The sequence below is a fragment of the Granulicatella sp. zg-84 genome, from assembly GCF_010892375.1.
In the GTDB taxonomy this organism is placed as follows: Bacteria; Bacillota; Bacilli; order Lactobacillales; family Aerococcaceae; genus WM01.
Window position 1 is genome coordinate 1 of sequence record NZ_WNJX01000012.1, and the last position, 20,666, is coordinate 20,666.

The 20,666-nt window shown below is 32.3% G+C and carries 25 protein-coding genes; 4 read left to right on the top strand and 21 right to left on the bottom strand.

Annotated features, from left to right (window positions below; genetic code table 11):
• Window positions 1-189: 189 nt before the first annotated feature.
• The 4 genes from galE to GMA06_RS03885 all read right to left on the bottom strand — a co-directional run bounded on the left by galE (window position 190) and on the right by GMA06_RS03885 (window position 4,562).
• Window positions 190-1,197 (bottom strand): UDP-glucose 4-epimerase GalE, encoded by a 1,008-nt coding sequence (gene galE / locus GMA06_RS03870; RefSeq protein WP_163545449.1) that lies wholly within the window; start codon window positions 1,195-1,197, stop codon window positions 190-192.
• Between the two features lie 15 nt (window positions 1,198-1,212).
• Window positions 1,213-1,965, bottom strand: a complete 753-nt coding sequence (gene map / locus GMA06_RS03875; protein ID WP_163561762.1) for a type I methionyl aminopeptidase — start codon at window positions 1,963-1,965, stop codon at window positions 1,213-1,215.
• Window positions 1,966-2,050: 85 nt separating this feature from the next.
• Window positions 2,051-3,832, bottom strand: a complete 1,782-nt coding sequence (locus GMA06_RS03880; protein ID WP_163561763.1) for a glycerophosphodiester phosphodiesterase — start codon at window positions 3,830-3,832, stop codon at window positions 2,051-2,053.
• A 10-nt stretch (window positions 3,833-3,842) separates the two neighbouring features.
• On the bottom strand, window positions 3,843-4,562 hold the full coding sequence (locus GMA06_RS03885) for a pseudouridine synthase (RefSeq protein ID WP_163561764.1): 720 nt from the start codon (window positions 4,560-4,562) through the stop codon (window positions 3,843-3,845).
• Between the two features lie 116 nt (window positions 4,563-4,678).
• Between GMA06_RS03885 and GMA06_RS03890 the strand changes: the two genes are divergently transcribed.
• Window positions 4,679-5,026, top strand: a complete 348-nt coding sequence (locus tag GMA06_RS03890; protein WP_163545445.1) for a conjugal transfer protein TraF — start codon at window positions 4,679-4,681, stop codon at window positions 5,024-5,026.
• Window positions 5,027-5,077: 51 nt separating this feature from the next.
• Here GMA06_RS03890 and GMA06_RS03895 read toward each other — a convergent pair whose 3' ends face one another.
• The gene (locus GMA06_RS03895) at window positions 5,078-5,686 is read right to left on the bottom strand and encodes a glycoside hydrolase family 73 protein (protein ID WP_205426210.1); all 609 of its coding nucleotides are present in this window, start codon (window positions 5,684-5,686) and stop codon (window positions 5,078-5,080) included.
• Window positions 5,687-5,789: 103 nt separating this feature from the next.
• Here GMA06_RS03895 and GMA06_RS03900 point away from each other — a divergent pair, with 103 nt between their 5' ends.
• Together GMA06_RS03900 and GMA06_RS03905 are read left to right on the top strand one after the other, a co-directional pair.
• Window positions 5,790-6,671 carry a Cof-type HAD-IIB family hydrolase gene (locus tag GMA06_RS03900; RefSeq protein WP_163561765.1) on the top strand — a complete coding sequence of 294 codons (882 nt, stop codon included), beginning with the start codon at window positions 5,790-5,792 and terminating at the stop codon, window positions 6,669-6,671.
• Entirely contained in the window at window positions 6,668-6,937 is a 270-nt protein-coding gene (locus GMA06_RS03905; RefSeq protein ID WP_163545442.1) for a hypothetical protein, read from the top strand. Before GMA06_RS03900 ends, GMA06_RS03905 begins: the two co-directional genes overlap by 4 nt.
• 262 nt (window positions 6,938-7,199) lie before the next feature.
• Here GMA06_RS03905 and GMA06_RS03910 read toward each other — a convergent pair whose 3' ends face one another.
• From GMA06_RS03910 to GMA06_RS03930, 5 genes are all read right to left on the bottom strand, one after another.
• On the bottom strand, window positions 7,200-7,319 hold the full coding sequence (locus GMA06_RS03910) for a putative metal homeostasis protein (protein ID WP_163545441.1): 120 nt from the start codon (window positions 7,317-7,319) through the stop codon (window positions 7,200-7,202).
• 31 nt (window positions 7,320-7,350) lie between these two features.
• A complete protein-coding gene (rpsN, locus tag GMA06_RS03915) occupies window positions 7,351-7,620 on the bottom strand; it encodes a 30S ribosomal protein S14 (protein WP_163545440.1) in 270 nt (89 codons plus the stop codon).
• 133 nt (window positions 7,621-7,753) lie between these two features.
• Window positions 7,754-8,914 carry an aminotransferase class I/II-fold pyridoxal phosphate-dependent enzyme gene (locus tag GMA06_RS03920; RefSeq protein WP_163561766.1) on the bottom strand — a complete coding sequence of 387 codons (1,161 nt, stop codon included), beginning with the start codon at window positions 8,912-8,914 and terminating at the stop codon, window positions 7,754-7,756.
• Complete coding sequence (locus GMA06_RS03925; protein WP_205422852.1) at window positions 8,911-9,399, bottom strand: Lrp/AsnC family transcriptional regulator; 489 nt, start codon at window positions 9,397-9,399, stop codon at window positions 8,911-8,913. Before GMA06_RS03925 ends, GMA06_RS03920 begins: the two co-directional genes overlap by 4 nt.
• Window positions 9,387-9,722, bottom strand: coding sequence for a hypothetical protein (locus GMA06_RS03930; protein WP_163545438.1), 336 nt, complete (start codon window positions 9,720-9,722; stop codon window positions 9,387-9,389). The genes GMA06_RS03925 and GMA06_RS03930 overlap by 13 nt, the downstream gene beginning before the upstream one ends.
• Before the next feature lie 108 nt (window positions 9,723-9,830).
• Between GMA06_RS03930 and GMA06_RS03935 the strand changes: the two genes are divergently transcribed.
• Window positions 9,831-10,517: a YjjG family noncanonical pyrimidine nucleotidase gene (locus tag GMA06_RS03935; protein WP_205426212.1), complete on the top strand. Its 687-nt coding sequence runs from the start codon at window positions 9,831-9,833 to the stop codon at window positions 10,515-10,517.
• A 159-nt stretch (window positions 10,518-10,676) separates the two neighbouring features.
• Here GMA06_RS03935 and GMA06_RS03940 read toward each other — a convergent pair whose 3' ends face one another.
• The 11 genes from GMA06_RS03940 to GMA06_RS03990 form a co-directional block, all read right to left on the bottom strand.
• A complete protein-coding gene (locus tag GMA06_RS03940) occupies window positions 10,677-11,390 on the bottom strand; it encodes a LysM peptidoglycan-binding domain-containing protein (protein WP_163561767.1) in 714 nt (237 codons plus the stop codon).
• A gap of 351 nt (window positions 11,391-11,741) precedes the next feature.
• Window positions 11,742-12,185: a SprT family protein gene (locus GMA06_RS03945; protein ID WP_163561768.1), complete on the bottom strand. Its 444-nt coding sequence runs from the start codon at window positions 12,183-12,185 to the stop codon at window positions 11,742-11,744.
• Window positions 12,175-14,340, bottom strand: coding sequence for a Tex family protein (locus tag GMA06_RS03950; protein ID WP_163561769.1), 2,166 nt, complete (start codon window positions 14,338-14,340; stop codon window positions 12,175-12,177). Before GMA06_RS03950 ends, GMA06_RS03945 begins: the two co-directional genes overlap by 11 nt.
• Before the next feature lie 126 nt (window positions 14,341-14,466).
• On the bottom strand, window positions 14,467-15,192 hold the full coding sequence (locus tag GMA06_RS03955) for a metallophosphoesterase family protein (protein WP_163561770.1): 726 nt from the start codon (window positions 15,190-15,192) through the stop codon (window positions 14,467-14,469).
• A 318-nt stretch (window positions 15,193-15,510) separates the two neighbouring features.
• A complete protein-coding gene (locus GMA06_RS03960) occupies window positions 15,511-15,963 on the bottom strand; it encodes an NUDIX domain-containing protein (RefSeq protein ID WP_163561771.1) in 453 nt (150 codons plus the stop codon).
• Window position 15,964: 1 nt separating this feature from the next.
• Window positions 15,965-17,002 carry an L-threonylcarbamoyladenylate synthase gene (locus GMA06_RS03965; RefSeq protein ID WP_163545432.1) on the bottom strand — a complete coding sequence of 346 codons (1,038 nt, stop codon included), beginning with the start codon at window positions 17,000-17,002 and terminating at the stop codon, window positions 15,965-15,967.
• Window positions 16,999-17,835 (bottom strand): peptide chain release factor N(5)-glutamine methyltransferase, encoded by an 837-nt coding sequence (gene prmC / locus GMA06_RS03970; protein WP_163561772.1) that lies wholly within the window; start codon window positions 17,833-17,835, stop codon window positions 16,999-17,001. The genes GMA06_RS03965 and prmC overlap by 4 nt, the downstream gene beginning before the upstream one ends.
• Window positions 17,825-18,901 (bottom strand): peptide chain release factor 1, encoded by a 1,077-nt coding sequence (prfA, locus tag GMA06_RS03975; RefSeq protein ID WP_163561773.1) that lies wholly within the window; start codon window positions 18,899-18,901, stop codon window positions 17,825-17,827. Before prfA ends, prmC begins: the two co-directional genes overlap by 11 nt.
• A 3-nt stretch (window positions 18,902-18,904) precedes the next feature.
• Complete coding sequence (locus tag GMA06_RS03980) at window positions 18,905-19,489, bottom strand: thymidine kinase (protein ID WP_163561774.1); 585 nt, start codon at window positions 19,487-19,489, stop codon at window positions 18,905-18,907.
• A 54-nt stretch (window positions 19,490-19,543) separates the two neighbouring features.
• The gene (locus GMA06_RS03985; RefSeq protein WP_163561775.1) at window positions 19,544-20,041 is read right to left on the bottom strand and encodes a VanZ family protein; all 498 of its coding nucleotides are present in this window, start codon (window positions 20,039-20,041) and stop codon (window positions 19,544-19,546) included.
• Between the two features lie 52 nt (window positions 20,042-20,093).
• Complete coding sequence (locus tag GMA06_RS03990) at window positions 20,094-20,663, bottom strand: hypothetical protein (RefSeq protein ID WP_163561776.1); 570 nt, start codon at window positions 20,661-20,663, stop codon at window positions 20,094-20,096.
• Window positions 20,664-20,666 lie beyond the last annotated feature (3 nt).

Sequence of the window (20,666 nt, forward strand, 5' to 3'; positions counted from 1 at the left end):
GTCAATAATTTTTTTGTATAATAATCCATGAGAAATACCTCCTTGTTTAATTGTGGTGATTTAATCATACAGGTATTTCTCTTTTTTTGTCCACTTTTATATACAAAATCGTGTTGGTGGATTATTCCCACCAACACGATTTATTATAGAGCCGCTTTAAAACATCATTTCAACTCGTTTTCTTATTTATCAATACCCTTTAGGATTTTGCGATTGCCAACGCCATGTATCTTGGCACATATCATCAATCGTTTTTTCCGTTTGCCAATGCAATTCTTCCAATGCTAATGTTGGATTAGCATAGCATGTGGCAATATCTCCTGCTCTTCGTTCTGAAATTTTAAACGGAATATGAACACCTGATACTCTTTCAAATGCTCGTAACAATTCTAACACACTTGTTCCTTTTCCTGAGCCTAAATTATAAATACGAACACCTGTTTGTGTCATAATTTTTTCTAGTGCTTTCACATGTCCTTTTGCTAAATCGACAACATGGATATAATCTCTGACACCTGTCCCATCAATCGTATCATAGTCATTACCAAATACTGTTAATTCTTTTAATTTCCCTACTGCTACTTGAGAAATATATGGCATTAGATTATTAGGAATACCATTTGGATTTTCACCAATCATGCCCGATTCATGTGCTCCAATCGGATTAAAATAACGCAACAAAGCAACACTAAAGTCACTATCTGATACAGAAACATCTTTTAAAATTTGTTCACACATCACTTTTGTGTATCCGTAAGGATTGGTTGCACTTGTTGGCATTGTTTCAACAAATGGAAACACATTATCTAAACCATATACCGTAGCACTCGAACTAAACACAATGTTTTTCACGCCGTATTTAGACATCACATCGACTAAAGTTAATGTGGATATTAAATTATTTTGATAATACATGATTGGTTTTTGAACAGATTCTCCAACAGCTTTAAAGCCAGCAAAATGAATAACTGCTTCAATTTGTTCTTGTGCAAAAATATAGCTTAATGCTTGTTTATCTGTAACATCTACTTCATAAAAACGTGGTTGCTTCCCTGTAATTTGTGCAATACGTTCTAAAACAACTGGACTACTATTTGAAAAATTATCCACAATGATAACATCTTTTTCTTGCTCTAATAATTCTACTACGGTATGTGAACCGATGTATCCTGCTCCACCTGTGACTAGAATACTCATATTATTTTCTCCTTATTATTCTGGTTGTTGTGTTAATAATTTTGGACCCTCTTTCATGATCGCCAATGTGTGCTCATACTGACAACTCAATCCGCCATCTTTTGTACGTGCTGTCCATCCATTATCATCCATTTTCATTTGCCATGTTCCCGTATTAACCATTGGCTCGATAGTAATGGTCATACCTTCTTTCAAACGCAATCCTTTTCCTTTTTCACCATAGTGCGGTACTGCCGGTCCTTCATGGATGGTTGGTCCAACACCATGTCCAATAAAATCACGTACGACGCCATAACCATGACTTTCTACATACGTTTGAATGGCATGACCAATATCTCCAATACGATTCCCTACTTTAGCTTGTTCGATACCTAAATACATGGCTTGTTTAGTAACTTCCATTAGTTTTTTTATATCCTCTGACACATCACCAACAGCGTAGCACCAACAAGAATCAGAAATCGCTCCATTTAAATCAACACACATATCTACTTTAACAATATCTCCTGATTTTAAAACACGGTGACTAGGTAATCCATGACAAATTTCATCGTTCACACTCGTACACGTCGCAAATTTATACCCTTCATATCCAATTTGAGCAGCAATCCCGCCACCTTTTTCAATGAGTTTATGAACATATTTATCAATGTCTAATGTTGTAATACCCGGCTTAATAAAGTCACGTAGTGCTACGTGAACACTTGCCAATAGAGCACCCGACTTCTCCATTTCTTCAATTTCACGATTTGATTTTAATGTAATCATTTTATTTACCTCTTACTATATAGTGTCCCTTTCATTATATCATGTTATCTTATTCAATCAAATGTTTGTCTATTTTAAAAACAGGTTACTTCACTAATTGGACAAATAAATATTGGCTGACATTTTTATAACGTTGAATAAGCGAATGATTATCAGATAATTCATTTTTAGTTTGATGCACTAAATCTAATTTATCCGTAATAATACCGTCCGTTTGTTCAAATAAATGTCGTCTTATTTCTTTTTTTGTATTAACAGTCCAAACAAACATCTTTTTACTAGAAAAATGTGCTAAATCTTGTACATGATGATTGTAAGAACTTTCTTCTACCACAAGAAAATCAACAGTTGTATCTGGAATGCCACCAAACTGGAATGGAACAATATATCCCACTTTCATATTCGGTGCTTTTTGTTGGAATGTTTCAATTATTTCTTTGTCTAAAGATTGTACAATATAATCTTTTTCAACATCATATCGTTTAAAAATATTTGCGAGTAATGCCAAATAATCTGACTTTTCCTTTCCGTGAGGTTTTATTTCAACTATCAATTTTATACCGAGTTGTTTTGCTTTTTCGATGTATTCTTCTAATGATACTAAAGATGAAACATGTATACCGTCTGTAACGGAAACACCATGTATTTCGTCGAATAAACTGTCCGAAATTTTTTTATTGAGTTTAGATAGACGTTTTATATTATTATCATGACTAACAATAAAGCGATTATCTTTTGTCAATCTTATATCAATTTCAACATAATCAGCAGACTGCTTTGCAGCATTTTCCAATGCTTCAACGGAATTTTCGACTGCATGTACACTATCTCCTCGGTGTGCAATAACAACTGTTTTATCTTCAAATTGATAGAAAAACATATACACGCAAGTTATTCCATAAATAAAACAAATAATACTAGATAATCCAAAATACTTTATCCAATGCATAATAGAATACTGCTTATATTGTTTGTCTAAATAGTATGTATCTGTCACCAACTCTTTTTTAAACAACACATCAACTAATAATACAGAAATGCAAATTTTGAGTGAAAAATGTAAAAAACAAATAATCAATATACTCAAAGCCAGTATAGTACTGCTCATCATCAGTTTTATAAAGGTCATCTCATGTCCAAGCAGTAAAATGCTTTTTTCACTCAAAAAAGCAACACTATGCTGTCCTATTTGAAAAACACCCCATATCCATAAATATGGCACGACCACAAAACTACCTTTTGCTTTCGTTAATGCCCAACTTTTAACAAAAGATTGTTTTATAGTAAAACGACTTAGTACAAGTAAAGGTAAAGCATATATAAGCCGAATATGAATATAAATCGACACAAGAAGAAATACAATATATAACAACATAAAGAAAAAATATTTTTGTAATTCTAATGAAATAAAAGTTGGCACAGAAAGTTTATTTAATAAAAAACTATGATATCCTAGCTGTGTAATTGGAATAGCGGATACAAAGTACAGTAATAGCCATATAAATTGTGGAGAAATATCTTCTTTTAAATTTTTTATTGTATGATGAAAAATAGCTCGCAAAGAAAGACTTTTTTGATGTTTGTACGCCATAATACCTAGCATAATAGTAGACAATTCAAAGTAAATACTTATTGTCGCAATCAGTAGTATCACAATCAACAGTAGCCAAGCCATTGGTGAAAATAAAATATTCGGTATACTATCTAATGTTAAACTTTTTGTACCCACGAATACTAATAACCATTTCAAACAATATTTCATAATCGAAAAACTGCCAAACAAAATCATAAATTGGGTAAATAAAATAATATTTAAAAATTCACATTTATTTTTTGTCATTAAACGATATGTTTCTTTTATGACCATTTTTTACCCCCTATTGTAAATATTTTTTTAATTGTTGTAGTTCATTTGGCGTTAAGGCTCTATATTCTCCCTCTTTTAGTGAAGAATCTAACACTAACTCTGCAAAGGAAATTCTTGTTAAAGAAATAACCTTCTTTCCTACACTTAAAAACATTTTTTTAATTTGATGAAATTTACCCTCATGTATATCGACCAAAGCTATACTTTTTGTATCACTTGCTTGAATAATAGTCAATGATGCTGATTGACAAGTATATCCGTCTAAAAAAGTAATACCGTTTCGAAACGCAATCACATCTTCTTGCGTCAAGCAAGCATTTACAACAACTTCATAGCGTTTGGATACATGATATTTTGGATGTAACATTCTAAATCCTAAAGGACCATTATTTGTGATAAAAACTAAGCCTTTTGTATCTCTATCTAATCGCCCCACTGGATAAAGTCCTATTTTTTTGTCTTTCCCATCAATACAATCAATAACCGTTTGGTGCTTTTCATCAGTCACTGCCGTGACAACACCAATTGGTTTATTTAACATATAGTACGCCTCTTTGGTGTAAATAACACGCTTATTTTGTACATATATATCTTGTATCATTGGACTAACATTTGTATTCCCCAACGTAACAATCTCTTCGTCAACACGAACTTGTCTAGCTGAAAGTATTTTTTTAACGGATCCTCTTGAACCGTAACCTAATTCAAATAATAATTTATCTAATCGCATATCTTTTCCTTATCATCTTTAAACTCATGTGTATCATAACACAATTTCAAGCAAATTTCTTTGTCATTTTTTTATTTTATGGCATACTATTATTATCTAAAATAAAGAGGTGTCTTATGGAACAATTTAAACAAGATATTGCTGTTTTAACAGAAACAACTGTTTCACGTGCAATTGAAGCAATTCAAAATAAAGAAGATGAAACATTTTTCATTGGTCGTGGTACTTGCCCATATTGTCGTAAATTCGCAACAAAATTATCACATGTTGTCAAAGAAACAGGTGCTAAAGTCTACTTCATTAACAGTGAAGAACCAAGTGAGTTGGAAGCATTAAAAGCATTCCGTGACAAATACAATATGCCAACAGTACCTGCATTTTTACATGTACATGGAGAAGATGTATTTGTTAAATGCGATTCTTCAATGAGCGAAGAAGAAATCAAAACATTTATGCACGCATAAAACAAAAATAAAGAGCATGAATAGCTAAAACGATTCATGCTCTTTATTTTATTATTTGTCATATTTATATAGTTGATACGTTTCAATAATAGACACAATTTTTTCTGCATATTGAGGATCTGTCGCATAGCCTCCCTCAACAAGTGCTAACGCTGCTTGTTTATAATTTTTTGCTTCAATCACCGCTTTATATTGTGCTTCATTCCAACTCGTTCCTTTATGTAATAATCGCCCGTGTTGCTCAATAGACTCTTTCCAGCTAGGGTATACTTTAAAATAAGCATGAACCGTATGCCATTGCCCATTATAAAATTCTTTAGTTGGCAATGCAACACCATCGTATTGACTACCTTTTACACCAAATAAATTATAATATTTTGATGCTAATTGACTACGTCCATATTCTGATTCTAACCCTGCTTGTGCCATTGTAATGCTAGATAAAACACCATATTTTTCTTGATTTTCTTGTGCAGATACTGCTATTTTTGAAAAAAAATCTATTTTTTCTTGCTCTGCAATTCCGGTATGATTTGCTTGGTTTTCCTCTTGCTTTGAATGTGATTGCGCCAATATCAATAAAACAACTAAAAAGGACGCTATAATCATCAAACTCATTCCAAAAGCACGTGATACCACTATTTTATATTTTCTTTTCATCAATGTATTATCTCCTATCTTGTAAAGAATACACCTTCGTGTATCTTTTTTCAACACAAACCTTTTAAAACATGTTACACTATACTAATGATTGGAGGTAACTATGATAAAACTAATTGTTTCTGATATGGACGGCACTTTATTAGATAACACATTAAATGTTACAAAAGAAAATAAAGATGCCATTTTATACACAACTAAAAAGGGAATTCCCTTTGTCATCGCAACCGGTCGTCATCTCAATGAAGCATTACCAGCTTTAAAAGCTGCTGATTTACATTGCCCGATTATTTCTGCAAATGGTGCAGCCATTTATAACGAGCATCAAGAATTGATAAAAGTCAACGCCATATCGCCTAATAATGTCTTAGCAGTTCTAGAAATTGCAGAAAAATATGATACATTATTCATCGAATTGATGATGTTATCAGGTATTTTATCAGACCAACCTAAAAAGCGGGAAATGATGATGAAAACATTTATCTCTGGACGTTTACACAATGGCACACCTGAAGAAATTGAATTGGCTGTTAAAGAAAAATTAAAAGAATTTCCCGTATCTTATGTTTCATCATTACAACAATTTATTAAAGAAGAAAAGACAGATAAAGTATTAAAAATTTTTGTTTGTAATACAGTACAAAACGAACAATTAGATGCGTTTAGACAAGACATCTCTCAGCTAAGTGATGTATCTATTACATCATCACATCCTGAAAATGTTGAAATCAATAGTCTTTATGCTCAAAAAGGCATTGCTGTAAAAGATATGGCAAGACAAATGAATATTTCACTTGAAGATGTTTTTGCAATCGGCGATAATATGAATGACTATTCTATGATTTCTGTTGTAGGATATGGTGTTGCTATGGGGAATGCTGTACCAAATTTAAAGAAAGCCGCACGTTATGTCACAGATAAAAATTTTGAAAGTGGTGTTGCAAAAGCCATTTATCATTTTGTAAATGAGGAGAACTTAGCATGACAAAAAAGACATCATTAAGAACATACATTAAACATTTTAATAAAGAAGTCCTTAAATTAAGTTGGATTTATATTTTAGCGATTAGTCTATTACTCATTGTTCTTGTACAACTTTACCGTACGTCAACATCAGCTAGCAGTGTCAATCAACCAACTACAATGCAAAAACTTGAACAAGAAATCCAAACATTAAAACAAACTGTTCAAACACAAGAAATGCAAATTCAACAATTACAAAACGATATTGAACACTTCATCAATAAATAAATATATAACCATACATGAGAAATACCTTTTTATTTTAATCATACAACATCATTCTCATGGCAGAAAAAAGGAACGAAAAAGGTGGTGAATGGCTCCACCTTTTTCATTTTTTCTCCACCAACACAACTTAACGAAGAGCCATTAAAACTCTATAATAAATCGTGTTAGTGGAGGACATTCTCCAACAGATTGGAAGAAGAACCATATAAAAAAACTTGGTACGTGTACCAAGTTTTTTAGCCTATACCTATATAATGTGATGCTACGCAGATAGCTTTCTTTTTTTCTTGATTGCTTTAATAATTTTTAAAGCACGTTCTCTCGTTTTTTTATTTGGACTTTTTAATCTGCGATACGCACTTGAAATATCTTGTTTTTCCATATCCTCGTCTTCTTCCTTCGTTCTTAGTATATTACCAACTTGCTTTTTTCACGCCTACAAGCTGACCTTTTAAAGCTAATTCTCTAAAGTTCACACGTGATAAACCAAATTTTCTCATATAGCCTCTTGGACGTCCGTCTAATAAATCTCTATTTTTATAGCGAATTGGATTAGCATTTTTCGGTAATTTTCTTAAACCTTCTATATCGCCTTTTGCTTTTAATTCTTTTCGAATAGATGCATATTTTTCAATGAGTTCTCTTTGTTTCATCGCTTTTATTATTTTTGATTTTTTAGCCATTTTACCTCCTAATTACCCTAAATAGTAATAATTACGTTTTATTATAAAGTATCGTATTCTAAATTGCAAGTAAAAATATTATTTTAGATACACTAAAAAACACGTTGATAACCAACGTGCTTCTCTTATTTTATTAAATTGTATCAATAAAAATTTTTAATCTATTCATTGCTTCTTGTAATTCTTCAATAGAATACGCATAAGAAATACGGACAAATCCCTCTCCGCCTTCTCCAAAAGCTGATCCTGGTACAATCGCTAATTTATGTTCTCTTAATAATCTTTCACAAAAATCATTTGAACTTAAACCAAATTTTTTGATATTTAAAAAGACATAGAATGCACCCTCTGGTTCAAAGCACTCTAAATTCATTGATTCAAACATACTTAATAAATAACGTCTACGTTGATTATAGGATGTACGCATATATTCTATTTCATCATCACAATCAGATATTGCCACAATACCTGCATACTGTCCTACAGTTGAAGGAGCAATCACAGTGTACTGATGAATTTTTATCATTTCGTTAATGACAATGGCTGGTCCTAAAGCATATCCTAAACGCCAACCTGTCATGGCAAAAGCTTTTGAAAAACCATTTAATACAATAGTTCTTTCTTTCATACCTTCAATATTCGCAATACTATAATGCGGAGTATCTGTATAGGTTAATTCACTGTATATTTCATCACTTAATACAAAAATATCATGCTTTTTAATTACTTCAGCAATTTTTTCTAAATCTTCTTTTTCCATAATCGCCCCAGTTGGATTATTTGGATAAGAAATAATAACCATTTTTGTTTTAGGTGTAATGGCAGCTTCTAATTTTTCAGGAGTTAGACGAAATTTTTCTTTTTCATCTAAAGAAATAAGTACGGGTACTCCTCCTGCTAAAGTAATGGTTGGTATATAAGATACATAAGATGGATCTAATACAATAACTTCATCTCCATTATCTATCATCGTACGGAGCGCTAAATCAATCCCCTCACTACAGCCTACAGTCACAATAATTTCATCTTTCGGATCATAATCTAATTGATATTTTCGTTTGTTAAAATCGGCAATGCCTACTCGTAAATCATACAAGCCTGCATTTGGCGAATAAAAGGTACTCCCTTGTCGCAATTTCGTAATCGCTTCTTCTCTAACATGCCAAGGTGTATCAAAATCAGGCTCCCCAACACCTAAAGAAATGACATCTTCAATCATTGCTGCTATTTCAAAAAAGCGACGAATACCCGAAGATGTTAAAGAGGTTACTTTTTTGTTTAACGGGTTTCTCATTGACTTACCACCATTCGTTGATCTTTTTTGTTTTGGAAAAGAATTTTATTATGGTCTTTGTAACGTACCAATACAATATGTGTTGCCGTACTCACAACATCATCTAACACAGCTAGTTGGTTGACAAACTTCGCAATAGATTTCATTGGTGCTTTTCTTAAAATCACTAAGAAATCATAACTTCCTGACATTAAATACAGTGCTTCTACTTCTGGATAACGGTAAATTTGTTCTGCAATATCATCAAATCCACTACCTTTTTGTGGTGTTACTTTTAATTCAATAACAGCAGATACATCATGATCATTTGTTTTATCCCAATTAACAAGTGCTTGATAGCCACAAATAATACCTTCTTTTTCTAATGCTTTCACAATCTCTTTTACAGTATCGACACTTTCACCTACTAATGCTGCCAATTCTTCGTATGTTAATCTACCATTATTTTCTAATAAAGCTAGAATTTGCTCTTTTATCTTATCCATACGCCATTCTCCTTTAATTGTTCAATATAATTTTGTATTTTTTTCGTCCCAATAGCTTTTTCAATTTGAGATACCGTCTGCGGTGTTATATCAACGCGATAAGCAACATTTGTTTGATTGTCAATAGCAGATACAACCATTAACCCGTCCTCATACATACATTCTACCGAATGACAAAAGGTACGAAAAACATCTAGTAATTCAGAAACACAATAAGCACGTAATCGTTTATAAGAATCCACTATTTCTACGGGAATGTAGTAGCCATCTACTAACTCTAGTGGTTCTGATTTTATAATTGCTTTCTTCTTTTTTGTAGCCATGTTTGTACTTCCTTTATTCCTAGTCCCTTCTATTTTATACTGTTTGTGTCTAAATTGCTACTAGAAAAAAAGGACTTCCTCCCCTATAATAAAAACGGAGGCTAAATTATGTTAAAAAATTATAAAACACTTTTATTTGATATAGATGATACGTTATTAGATTTTAAAAAGGCTGAACATATTGCTTTTAAACAATTATTAGCACATCACAATATCGACTATACGGACACAACATTTCAACTTTATTTATCTATCAATGAACCATTATGGAAAGATTATGAATTAGGCAAACTAGATAGAGCCACTGTTTTATCAAGTCGTTTTGAACAATTTTTTGCACACTATCAACTCTCTGTATCTGGAAAAGAATGCGATATATTATATCGTTCCTATTTAACAATAGGCAATCAACTACTAGACGGGGCTTTAGAGTTAATTGATACCGTATCAAAAACACATCAACTTGCTATTGTTACCAATGGTGTCTATGACACACAAATGGCTCGTTTGAAAAACAATGGATTATTGCCTTACTTTAAACATATTTTTGTATCAGACAAAGTTGGATTTCAAAAACCCGACAAACGTTTCTTTGATACAATATGGCAAGAGATGAACATTACTGATACATCATCCGTTTTAATCATCGGTGATTCATTAGGAGCAGATATAAAAGGTGGACAAAATGCCGGAATTGATACATGTTGGATTAACCCAACACACCAACCTAATACATTGTCACACCCTATTACTTATACAGTTGATGCATTACAAGATTTATACACCTTATTTTAACTACATATATTAAAAGAAGCAGTATCCTAACATTTTTAGATATTAGGATATCGCTTCTTTTCTGTTAATATCATTGTATGTTTTAAATATACTTAATGAATGTAAAAGATGTATAGCCTATTTCTTATTTAAATCTAAATTCTCTACAGACTATCTATATTATCGAATATATACATCAAAATGATTACCTACGGTTCCTCGATCATACACTTTTCCTTTTGCACCAAATGGTGTATCAATTACTGTCCCAATAGGTGCATTATTTGCTAAAACAATATAACCATCTCCGTCAACAACATATCCATTCGCATTGACATGACGCCCTGGGATGCGCAATCCGCCTCCTGGTAAGACTGATTGTGAATAATATGTAAATTTATAACCACTCCAGTTAATAATTCCTAAAAACATAAATTGATTTAATGAATAACTTGCTGGAGTTAAAACGGGATTTTCAATAAATTCTACTTGTTCAATCTCTTTCCCTGTATTTAAATCATATACTTTATTATAATCTTCCCTTTCAATCGTTAATTGTGTTTCGTCTTCATTCAGTGTTAAAACAGTCCCAATTTTTAGTAATTGTCCATCCGACACATCATTCAAACGTAATAATTGGTAAAAAGGAATATTTGTTGCCCATGAAATACCAAATAGTGTATCTCCAAATTGAACGGTATATTGTTGCATTCCTTCGTTTGTTTTTTGGATACTTTGTCTAATGTGTTGAATACTTCTTGGTTCCCATAATTTAACAGTCGATTCTGCATGTACTGTTACTGACTGTGGTATAAACATTGCTGTCATTGTTAGTATCGTCATCGCTACTGCTGTTTTTGATAACATCTTTTTATATAATTTTTTTAAATGCATGATATAATCTCCATTTCTTTTTGAAATCGAAACGTTCTTCGATGTTTTGATTTCATTTTTACTTATTTGCTCTTTTTATCTTTTATTTAGCAAATAACGTTTTGTATTTTAACTATACAAAAATTAGTGATGTTCTAATCACCTTGTCATGCTAGCACAAAAAGTTTTTTGTTTAAAACAAGAAAACGTTTTCTTTTATATATCTTTAATATCTCTGTTACATAAATTTTCCGATGTTACACTTTTGTTATTTTTGTCATGATTTTGTTACAAAAAAAGAAAATTCCCACATGCCATTAAAATTCATCAAAAAAGCAAAATAAAAACCCCATTTCATAAAGTTTTTCACTCTTAAAATGGGATTTCTTTAAATGAATGACGACATTTTGAACAAATGTATTTCGACACATTAAATCGTCGTTGTCGATAAATCACTTGTTGGCAACCGGTACATTGATAAGTATATTTTGGTTGTTTTTGATTGACATTTTTGACGTAGCGACTGCCACCAACTTGTTTTAATAATTGTTTAAAATCTTTGTCTTGATGCTTATATCCTAAACCTTGTAAATGTAGATGATAATGACATAATTCGTGCTTAATAACACCAATCAATTCATCTTTTCCAAATACAACTACTATTTTGGGATTAAAATCTAAATTATGTGTTTTAAGATGATACCTGCCACCCGTTGTTTTTAGTCGAGGGTTAAAAATTGCTTGATGAACAAATGGCTGTTTAAAAAATGTCAAAGAGATACATTCAACAAGTTTTTGTAGTTCCTCATTTGTCATCTAAAGGTACCATACTTAAAGAAATTCTGTTTTTTACTATATCGACGGCATCAATCCATACCGTTACTATATCACCAACAGACACAATATCGCTGGCAGATTTTACAAATTTTTGACTCATTTTAGATAGATGAACAAGCCCATCTTGTTTTACACCAATATCTACAAAAGCACCAAAATCAACAACATTTCGAACTGTACCCTCTAGTGACATGCCGACTTTTAAATCTTCCATTGTCATGACATCACTTCTTAAAATTGGTGCGGGTATATCATCACGCATATCTCTACCCGGCTTTTGTAGTGCTTCTAAAATATCTGTGACGGTTTCTTGTCCTAATCCTGTTAGATGTGTTGCTTTTTCAACATCAATCGTTTTTAAAACATCTGTTGTTTCTTCTTGTCCAAGAGCATCTATTTGAATGTTAAATGCATGCAATAATGCTTTGGTTTCTGTATAAGATTCTGGGTGTATTGGCGTATTATCCAATATCGTTTCTCCACCAACCACTCGTAAAAATCCTGCTGCTTGTTCAAAAGCTTTATCACCTAGTCTAGCGACTTTTTTTAGTTCAAAACGATTTTTAAAGGCACCATGCTCATCACGATAAGCAACAATATTATTCGCAATCGTTTTATTCATACCGGCAACATATTGTAATAAAGAAGCACTCGCTGTATTTAAATTAACACCTACTTGGTTCACAACTGTTTCAACAATAAAATCTAGTTGATTTGTTAGTTGTTTTTGTGAAACATCATGTTGATATTGCCCAACTCCTACAGATTTAGGATCAATTTTTACTAATTCTGCCAATGGATCTTGTAAACGACGTGCAATACTCACGGCACTACGTTCTTCTACTTGATAATCTGGAAACTCCAATCTCGCAATATCACTTGCAGAGTAAACGGATGCACCTGCTTCATTCACAATGACATAGTGTACTGGACGATTTAACTGTTTAATCTGAGTAGCAACAAATTGTTCAGATTCACGACTAGCTGTTCCATTCCCAATCGCAATCATCGTAACATGATACATTTCTAATAAGTCGCAGAAAATTTTTCCAGCTTCTTGTCGTTTATATTCTGGAGCTGGTTTATGAGGATAAATCACGCTTTTTGCCAGTACACGTCCTGTTTCATCAATAATCGCTAATTTGCATCCTGTTCGATAGGCTGGGTCTAATCCTAAAATAACACGTTCTTTCATTGGTGGTTGTAACAATAAATTTTTTAAGTTTTCACCAAATACTTGAATGGCTTGTGTATCTGCTATTTCTGTTAATTCATTACGAATATCTCGTTCAATACTTGGTGCAATAAAACGTTTATAAGCATCTTCGATTGCTTTTCTTATATATTCAGCAGTAACATTATTAGGGTATTTGATAAGCTGTTTTTCCAAATACTCCATAATTTTCTGCGTATCAATAGTAACATCTACTTTTAAAATATCTTCCTTTTCTCCACGATTTAATGCTAAAACACGATGAGGACGTATTTTAGTAACCAATTCTTGAAACTCATAATACATTTCATAAACATGTTTTTCATCTTTACTCTCATCTTTTACAGTAGACACAATAGAACCATATTTAAATGTATATTGTCTAATCCATTCACGATACTTTGCTGTATCGCTAATTGTTTCTGCTATAATTTCATGTGCTCCTATTAAGGCATCTTCTATCGTTTCTACTTCTTCAGATAAAAATTGACACGCTTTTTCATCAATATTAGCATCTTTAGGGCTAGACAATATCCATAAAGCGAATGGCTCTAATCCCTTTTCTTTAGCGATTGTTGCTTTTGTACGTCTTTTTTGTTTAAAAGGTCGATATATATCTTCTAATTGTTGCATTTTTTCTGCTTTTTGAATAGCTTGTTCTAATTCAGGTGTTAGTTTACCTTGTTCTTCAATCAATCGTTGTACTTCTTCTTTACGTTTTAGTAAATTTTCTAAATAATGATGTACGTCTTCGATTTCTCTAATTTGTACTTCGTCTAATGCTCCAGTCATTTCTTTACGATAGCGTGCAATGAACGGAACTGTATTACCTTCTTTTAATAATGATAATACTGTTTGAATTTGATTTGCTTTAAATTGCGGTAATTTTTTAACTGTTAATGAAAATACTTTTTCTTCCATAGCGTTCCTTTCTATTCTTTTCTAGCATATAAAAAGAGAGTTTTCACTCTCTATATTGACAATCATTAAATCATGCCAGTGACACACTACTTTATTCTTATCAACAACACAATTTTTGAAAAAAGGTTATTCCCAACGATGTTTTGGATGAATGATTTGATGATGTTCTTCTACGCCACTTTTAGATATAATCAATCCGTGTAAAGCACCATTGTAGACAGCCCCACCGTCGATACCAAACTTACCTTTATGATACCATAAATGTGTATCAAATAAACGACTGTGTAAAGATTGAACAGGTGTGTGCCCAAAAATAATTGGTTTACCAAGCGTGTTTTCTGTTTGATGGAAAGGCTCACGAATCCAAATAAAATCACGTCTAGATGTTTGATGCCAGTCTTCTAAATCAAAATTAACACCTGCATGCACACAAATACAATAATCTGTTTCGTAATATAAAGGTAATTCCTTAATAAAAGTTATCAACTCAGGGTATCTTGTTTGTATCATAGATGCTGCTTCTTGAGGTGTTTCTTCTTCCAATACACCTTTATAAAGCAATCCCTCAATCGTTGCTTGACCACCATTTCTTAAATACCAGTCCATATTTTCTTGAGGATCCCCTAACCATTTTAATAAAATATCCTCATGGTTCCCACTTATGCAAATCGCACCTTTTCTATCAACCAATTCTTTTACTTTTAAAAAACATTCCTTTGTTTTTGGCCCTCTATCTGCCAAATCGCCTAAAAAAACTAATTGTTGCTCCTCTTCATTCCAATACCGTAATAATTTTTCTAATAAATCATATTCTCCATGTATATCTCCAACAATAAATAGCTTTTCTTTCATTTTCACGCCTCCAAACTCGTCAATTTATTATAACACGTTCCATAAAATAAGAGCAATTCTTATTGTGCAATATCGTATCAATTCCTTTTTAAAAATCATCAACAAAAGTTTTATTCTTTTATATTAAGCATTTCATTTATTCATGGTATATTTATCCTCTTTTATGACTATCCGTATGACTTTTTCATACACCAATGTCTGTTTTTCTTACAAAGACTTCTTCATAAAATAAAAAAGATAGTATATAGGCTAACCCATATACTATCTTATCTATATATGATTTATTCGTCATTGATTTATATTCTAATAATTTAATAATTAAAAACCTAGTTCTGATAAGGGAATATGACGATAATAATTGTCAACAGCTTGTCGATTATAGACCGTTACATCTTCTGGTAATTGTGACATATTTAACCATATCAATTTTTCGTTTTTTTCTGGTTCGTTAATGGAAAAATCGTATTCATCTTGTGCATGTAATATATAACTAAAATAAAAATAATAATACACTTCATCCTCACTTTTATGATGAATGGTCGTCACTAATTTTAGACGTTCTTTATCAATATCAATATTTAATTCTTCTTTGACTTCTCTTTTAGCTGCTTGCGTTAATGTCTCTCCCTCTTCAACATGTCCACTGGCTCCCATATCATAAAAGCCATCCATAAAACCTGTATTTTGTCGTTTTTGGCATAATACTTTATCATCATAAATAAACATCACAAAGACAGCACTTTTTGTTTTATAACGTTCTTTTGTTCGCATATTATTTTCCTTTTGCATCAATAAAATAAGTATTTCCTGCCGCTTTTTCCAAACGATTCATCAAAGCAATACCCATACCTTTTTTTTCATACACTTGTGCGAGTATGACATCTACATTTGATTTATCAAAATAGCGTAACCCGTCATACAGATGTTTTGATGCACTTTCAACATCTTCAATGCCACCTAAACTATATGTTTGAACGACTTGTTCTTGATAACACTCCACTAAATTTTCATCAGCAAGTATACCAATACGATTATTTTCAGATTGAAAATGGCGAATAGCTAAATCCCATAATTCTGGACTTTGAGAATCTACCAAATAAATAGGTTGTCTTGGTGCATAATGTTTATATTTCATTCCCGGAGCCATAGGAATATCCTCTGCTTTTAATATTTTTTCTTCCATATCAAAAACAGGAAATTCATATTTCATTAACTCTTCTTTTGTAATAGCCCCCGGTCTTAAAATAACAATGCCTTTAGGATTTGTTAAATCTACTACTGTTGATTCAATTCCTATTGATGCATTTTCACCATATAAAACCCCTTCAATTTTTCCAAAAAAGTCATCCAAAACATGAGCTGCACGTGTCGGACTTGGCTTCCCTGACGTATTGGCACTTGGTCCTACCAAAGGAAAACCTACTTTATCAATCAATTCTAAAGTCGTAGAATGATTCGGCATACGCAACGCCACCGTTTTTCGACCAGATGAGATAGCAGGTGCAAATACATTTTCTTTAATGTGACAAATGATTGTTAAAGGTCCTGGCCAGAATGTTTCAACTAATCGAGGTAAATATTCTGGAGGATTGACAATATAAGGCGATACATCTTTTGTTGCAACATGAACAATTAAAGGATTATCACTAGGACGTCCCTTTACTTCATAAATACGTTTCACAGCTATTTCATTATTGGCAATCGCTCCCAAACCATACACCGTTTCCGTTGGAAAAGCTACAATATGCCCATTTTGCAACAAACGGACAGCTTCATCTATTTGATCCAATGTAATCAATTCTGTTCTCATATTCTTCTCTCCTCAATGATTAACATTCTATCCAACCCCATATAATCTTTTAATACACTAATGTATTTATCTGGAAAAGATTGTTGAAATAGTTTCTTTAGTTTTTCTGCTTGTTGATACCCGATTTCTAATAATACACAACCATTCTTTGCTAACACAGCAGGTAATTGTTTTGCCAAAACTTCATAAATGGCATAGCCATTATTTTGTGCAAATAATGCAAGGTGTGGCTCATATTGTAAAACACTATCATCCATATCACATACTTCATCATGGCTAATATAAGGGGGATTACTTACAATCACATCATATTGCTCCGTAACCGAAGAACATACATCACTTTCAAAACAATGTACATCGGCATGTAACTGTTTGGCATTATGTGTTGCCACACATAATGCCTCTTTAGAAATATCAACCATATCAACTAGACTATTCGGTCTTTCTAATTTTATAGTAAGACCGATAATACCCGTCCCCGTTCCAATATCCAATACCTTTATCTGTGCGTCTATCGGTATGCGATTTAATACTTGCTCAACAAGTAATTCCGTTTCCGGACGTGGAATAAGTGTATCTTTTGTCACCATAAACTCTCGTCCATAAAACCATTCTTTGCCAACAATATATTGTAAAGGAACACCTTGTTTTAATTTTTCAAAATCCTTGAAAAACTGCTCTTGTATTGTTTTTGGCACATTATCTTGTAAGTGGTATATCAAATCTGATTTTGTCCAATCTAATCGGTCACATAGTAATCGTTCAACTAAATCAGGTCTATGACTATACTCTAATTGTGCCTTTTTTATGAACGTAGCATAATTAGTTTCCATTATTTAACTCTTCTAATTTTTTCGTTTGATCATACAACACTAATGCATCAACAACTTCATCTAATTTTCCAGATAGAATTTGATCTAGTTTTTGAATCGTTAATCCGATACGATGGTCTGTTACACGATTTTGTGGGAAATTGTATGTACGAATACGTTCTGAACGATCTCCTGTTCCGACCGCTGATTTACGATTAGCGTCGTATTCTGATTGTGCTTCTTGTTGTAACTGATCATATACACGAGCACGCAATACTTTCATTGCTTTTTCACGGTTTTTCAACTGAGAACGCTCATCTTGCATAGCAACAACAATACCTGTTGGTAAATGTGTCAAACGAACAGCAGATGCTGTTTTATTCACGTGCTGTCCACCAGCTCCACTCGCATGATAAATATCCACACGAATATCTTTTTCAGCAATATCCACTTCGACTTCTTCTGCTTCTGGCATGACAACAACTGTCGCTGTAGACGTATGAACACGGCCTTGAGATTCTGTTTCAGGAACACGTTGTACACGATGTGCACCACTTTCATATTTTAACTTGGAATAAACTTTATCTCCTGTAATCATCAATGTAATTTCTTTATAGCCACCAATTCCTGTAATATTAGCGTCCATTACTTCTACGCGCCATCCTTGTGCTACAGCATATTTTTGATACATATTGAATAAACTTCCAGCAAATAATGCTGCTTCATCTCCACCAGCAGCACCACGTATTTCCATAATGATATTTTTTTGATCATTTGGATCACTTGGTAACATCATAATTTTAATATCTTCTTCTAATTTTTCTTTTTCTTTTTTCAAATTAGACAATTCTTCTTTCGCTAATTCAGCCATGTCTGCATCTAAATTTTCACCAAGCATTTCTTCTGTATCTGAAATACTTTGTACGACGTCTTTGTAACGTTTATACGTTGCTACTTTTTCACGAAGTCCAGCTTCTTCCTTTGTCAATGCCATAAAACGTTTTGTATCAGCAATAACATCTGGATCACTCATCAATTCAGATAACTCTTCATATCGTATAATTAAACTTTCTAATTGATCAAACATATTTTACTCCTTATTTTCGTTTATTGGTGGGTGATGATAATGTTTACGACAAACTGGATAATAAGATTCATTCCCACCTATTTGTATTTGTTCTCCTGTATAAATGGCTTTTCCGTCCACAACACGCATATTCATAATTGCTTTTTTATGACAAAACCAACAAATAGTTTTCATTTCTTCAATTTTATCTGCTTGTAATAATAAATATTGTGATCCTTCAAATAATTCATTTCTAAAGTCATTTTTTAGACCAAATGCCATAACAGGAATATTCAATTTATCAACAATTTTAGCTAGTTGTAAGACATGTTCTTTTTTCAAAAATTGTGCTTCATCAATCAACACACAGTATGGCACAATCTCTAACATTGCAATATAATCAAAAATATTCGTTTCGTCATAAATGGCTATAGCTTCTCGACGCAAGCCGATACGACTAGAAACATATCCGATCTCATCTCGATTATCTATTGCACTCGTCATAATAACAACAGCTTTATTTTGTTCTTCATAATTATGGGCAACTTTTAAAATTTCAATTGTTTTTCCTGAATTCATTGCACCATATCTAAAAAATAATTGCGCCATATTTATACTCCTTTTCTATATACAACGATTTATTATAGCATAAATCTTTATCGTTTACCGATGTTTTCGTGTAATTTTTGAGAAAATCATAGACCATAGAATAGCTAGAAACGCTCCACTTGAATCTAAAATAACATCTTCTAAAAGTGGTGTACGATTTGGTGTTAAACTTTGATGAAATTCATCAAAACCCGCATAGAATATACATAAAATCAATGCAAGAAAAAAGACAATTTTTCTATCTTTTATATACACTTTCAATCCTTTAAACCAGGCATATCCTAATATAAAAAAACTCATAAAATGAGCAAATTTCCGAATGAAAAATTCAATAAAAGCAATATAGCCATTCGCTTGAATACTTATCTCTTTTCCACCATATAAAAAAGAAATATGACTGAATGTATCTATAAATGGAAAATGAGAAAGTAATTTTTCTAAAGGCGACACTAAACTTTGTTCATGATATGGCTTAGATGACATGTAAAACAAAAATGCCATAATGGTAATGGCAATTCCTATCCATACTTGCCCTTTTCTTTTGTGTGACATATTTCCTCCAAAAAAGACGTTAGGCAATAGCATTGACCTAACGTCACTCTTTTTAATCATTTAACAATTTTGAACGTTCTTTACTCGATAAAAACGGACTACGCTTTGTTAAAATCAGAATTGGATATTGATACGCTGAAAATAAAACAGACAAAAGCATATATACTTCTAAATAGATAATACTTTGAATGCTAATAAGCGCATAGTTCATTGACATAGACACATAGTACAATCCTACAAACGCAAGGCTACTACAAACAGTTGCTGTGACAATATTTAACCACACTGATTTCATACGACGATTATTGACCGTTCGATGAATATTTTTTGTGAAAAATCCACAAGCACATAATATCAATGACGCAGCAACAAACATAAATATATTGATTGTCATATCTTGTTTTAAAATGATGCTCGTTAAAATACCCGCGATAACACCATATAAAATACTCACACCATATAAAGCAGAAAAACCATAACGATATACCGTTGTAATAAATGGTAGCATTGCTACCGGAAGTAGTAGTTCCGGTCTAACATAACAAATAATGACGGTTAAAAGCAAAGTCATCATAAGAGCAATGCTTATTTCTTTGATATTTTTGACTGCCACTTGATTCATAGA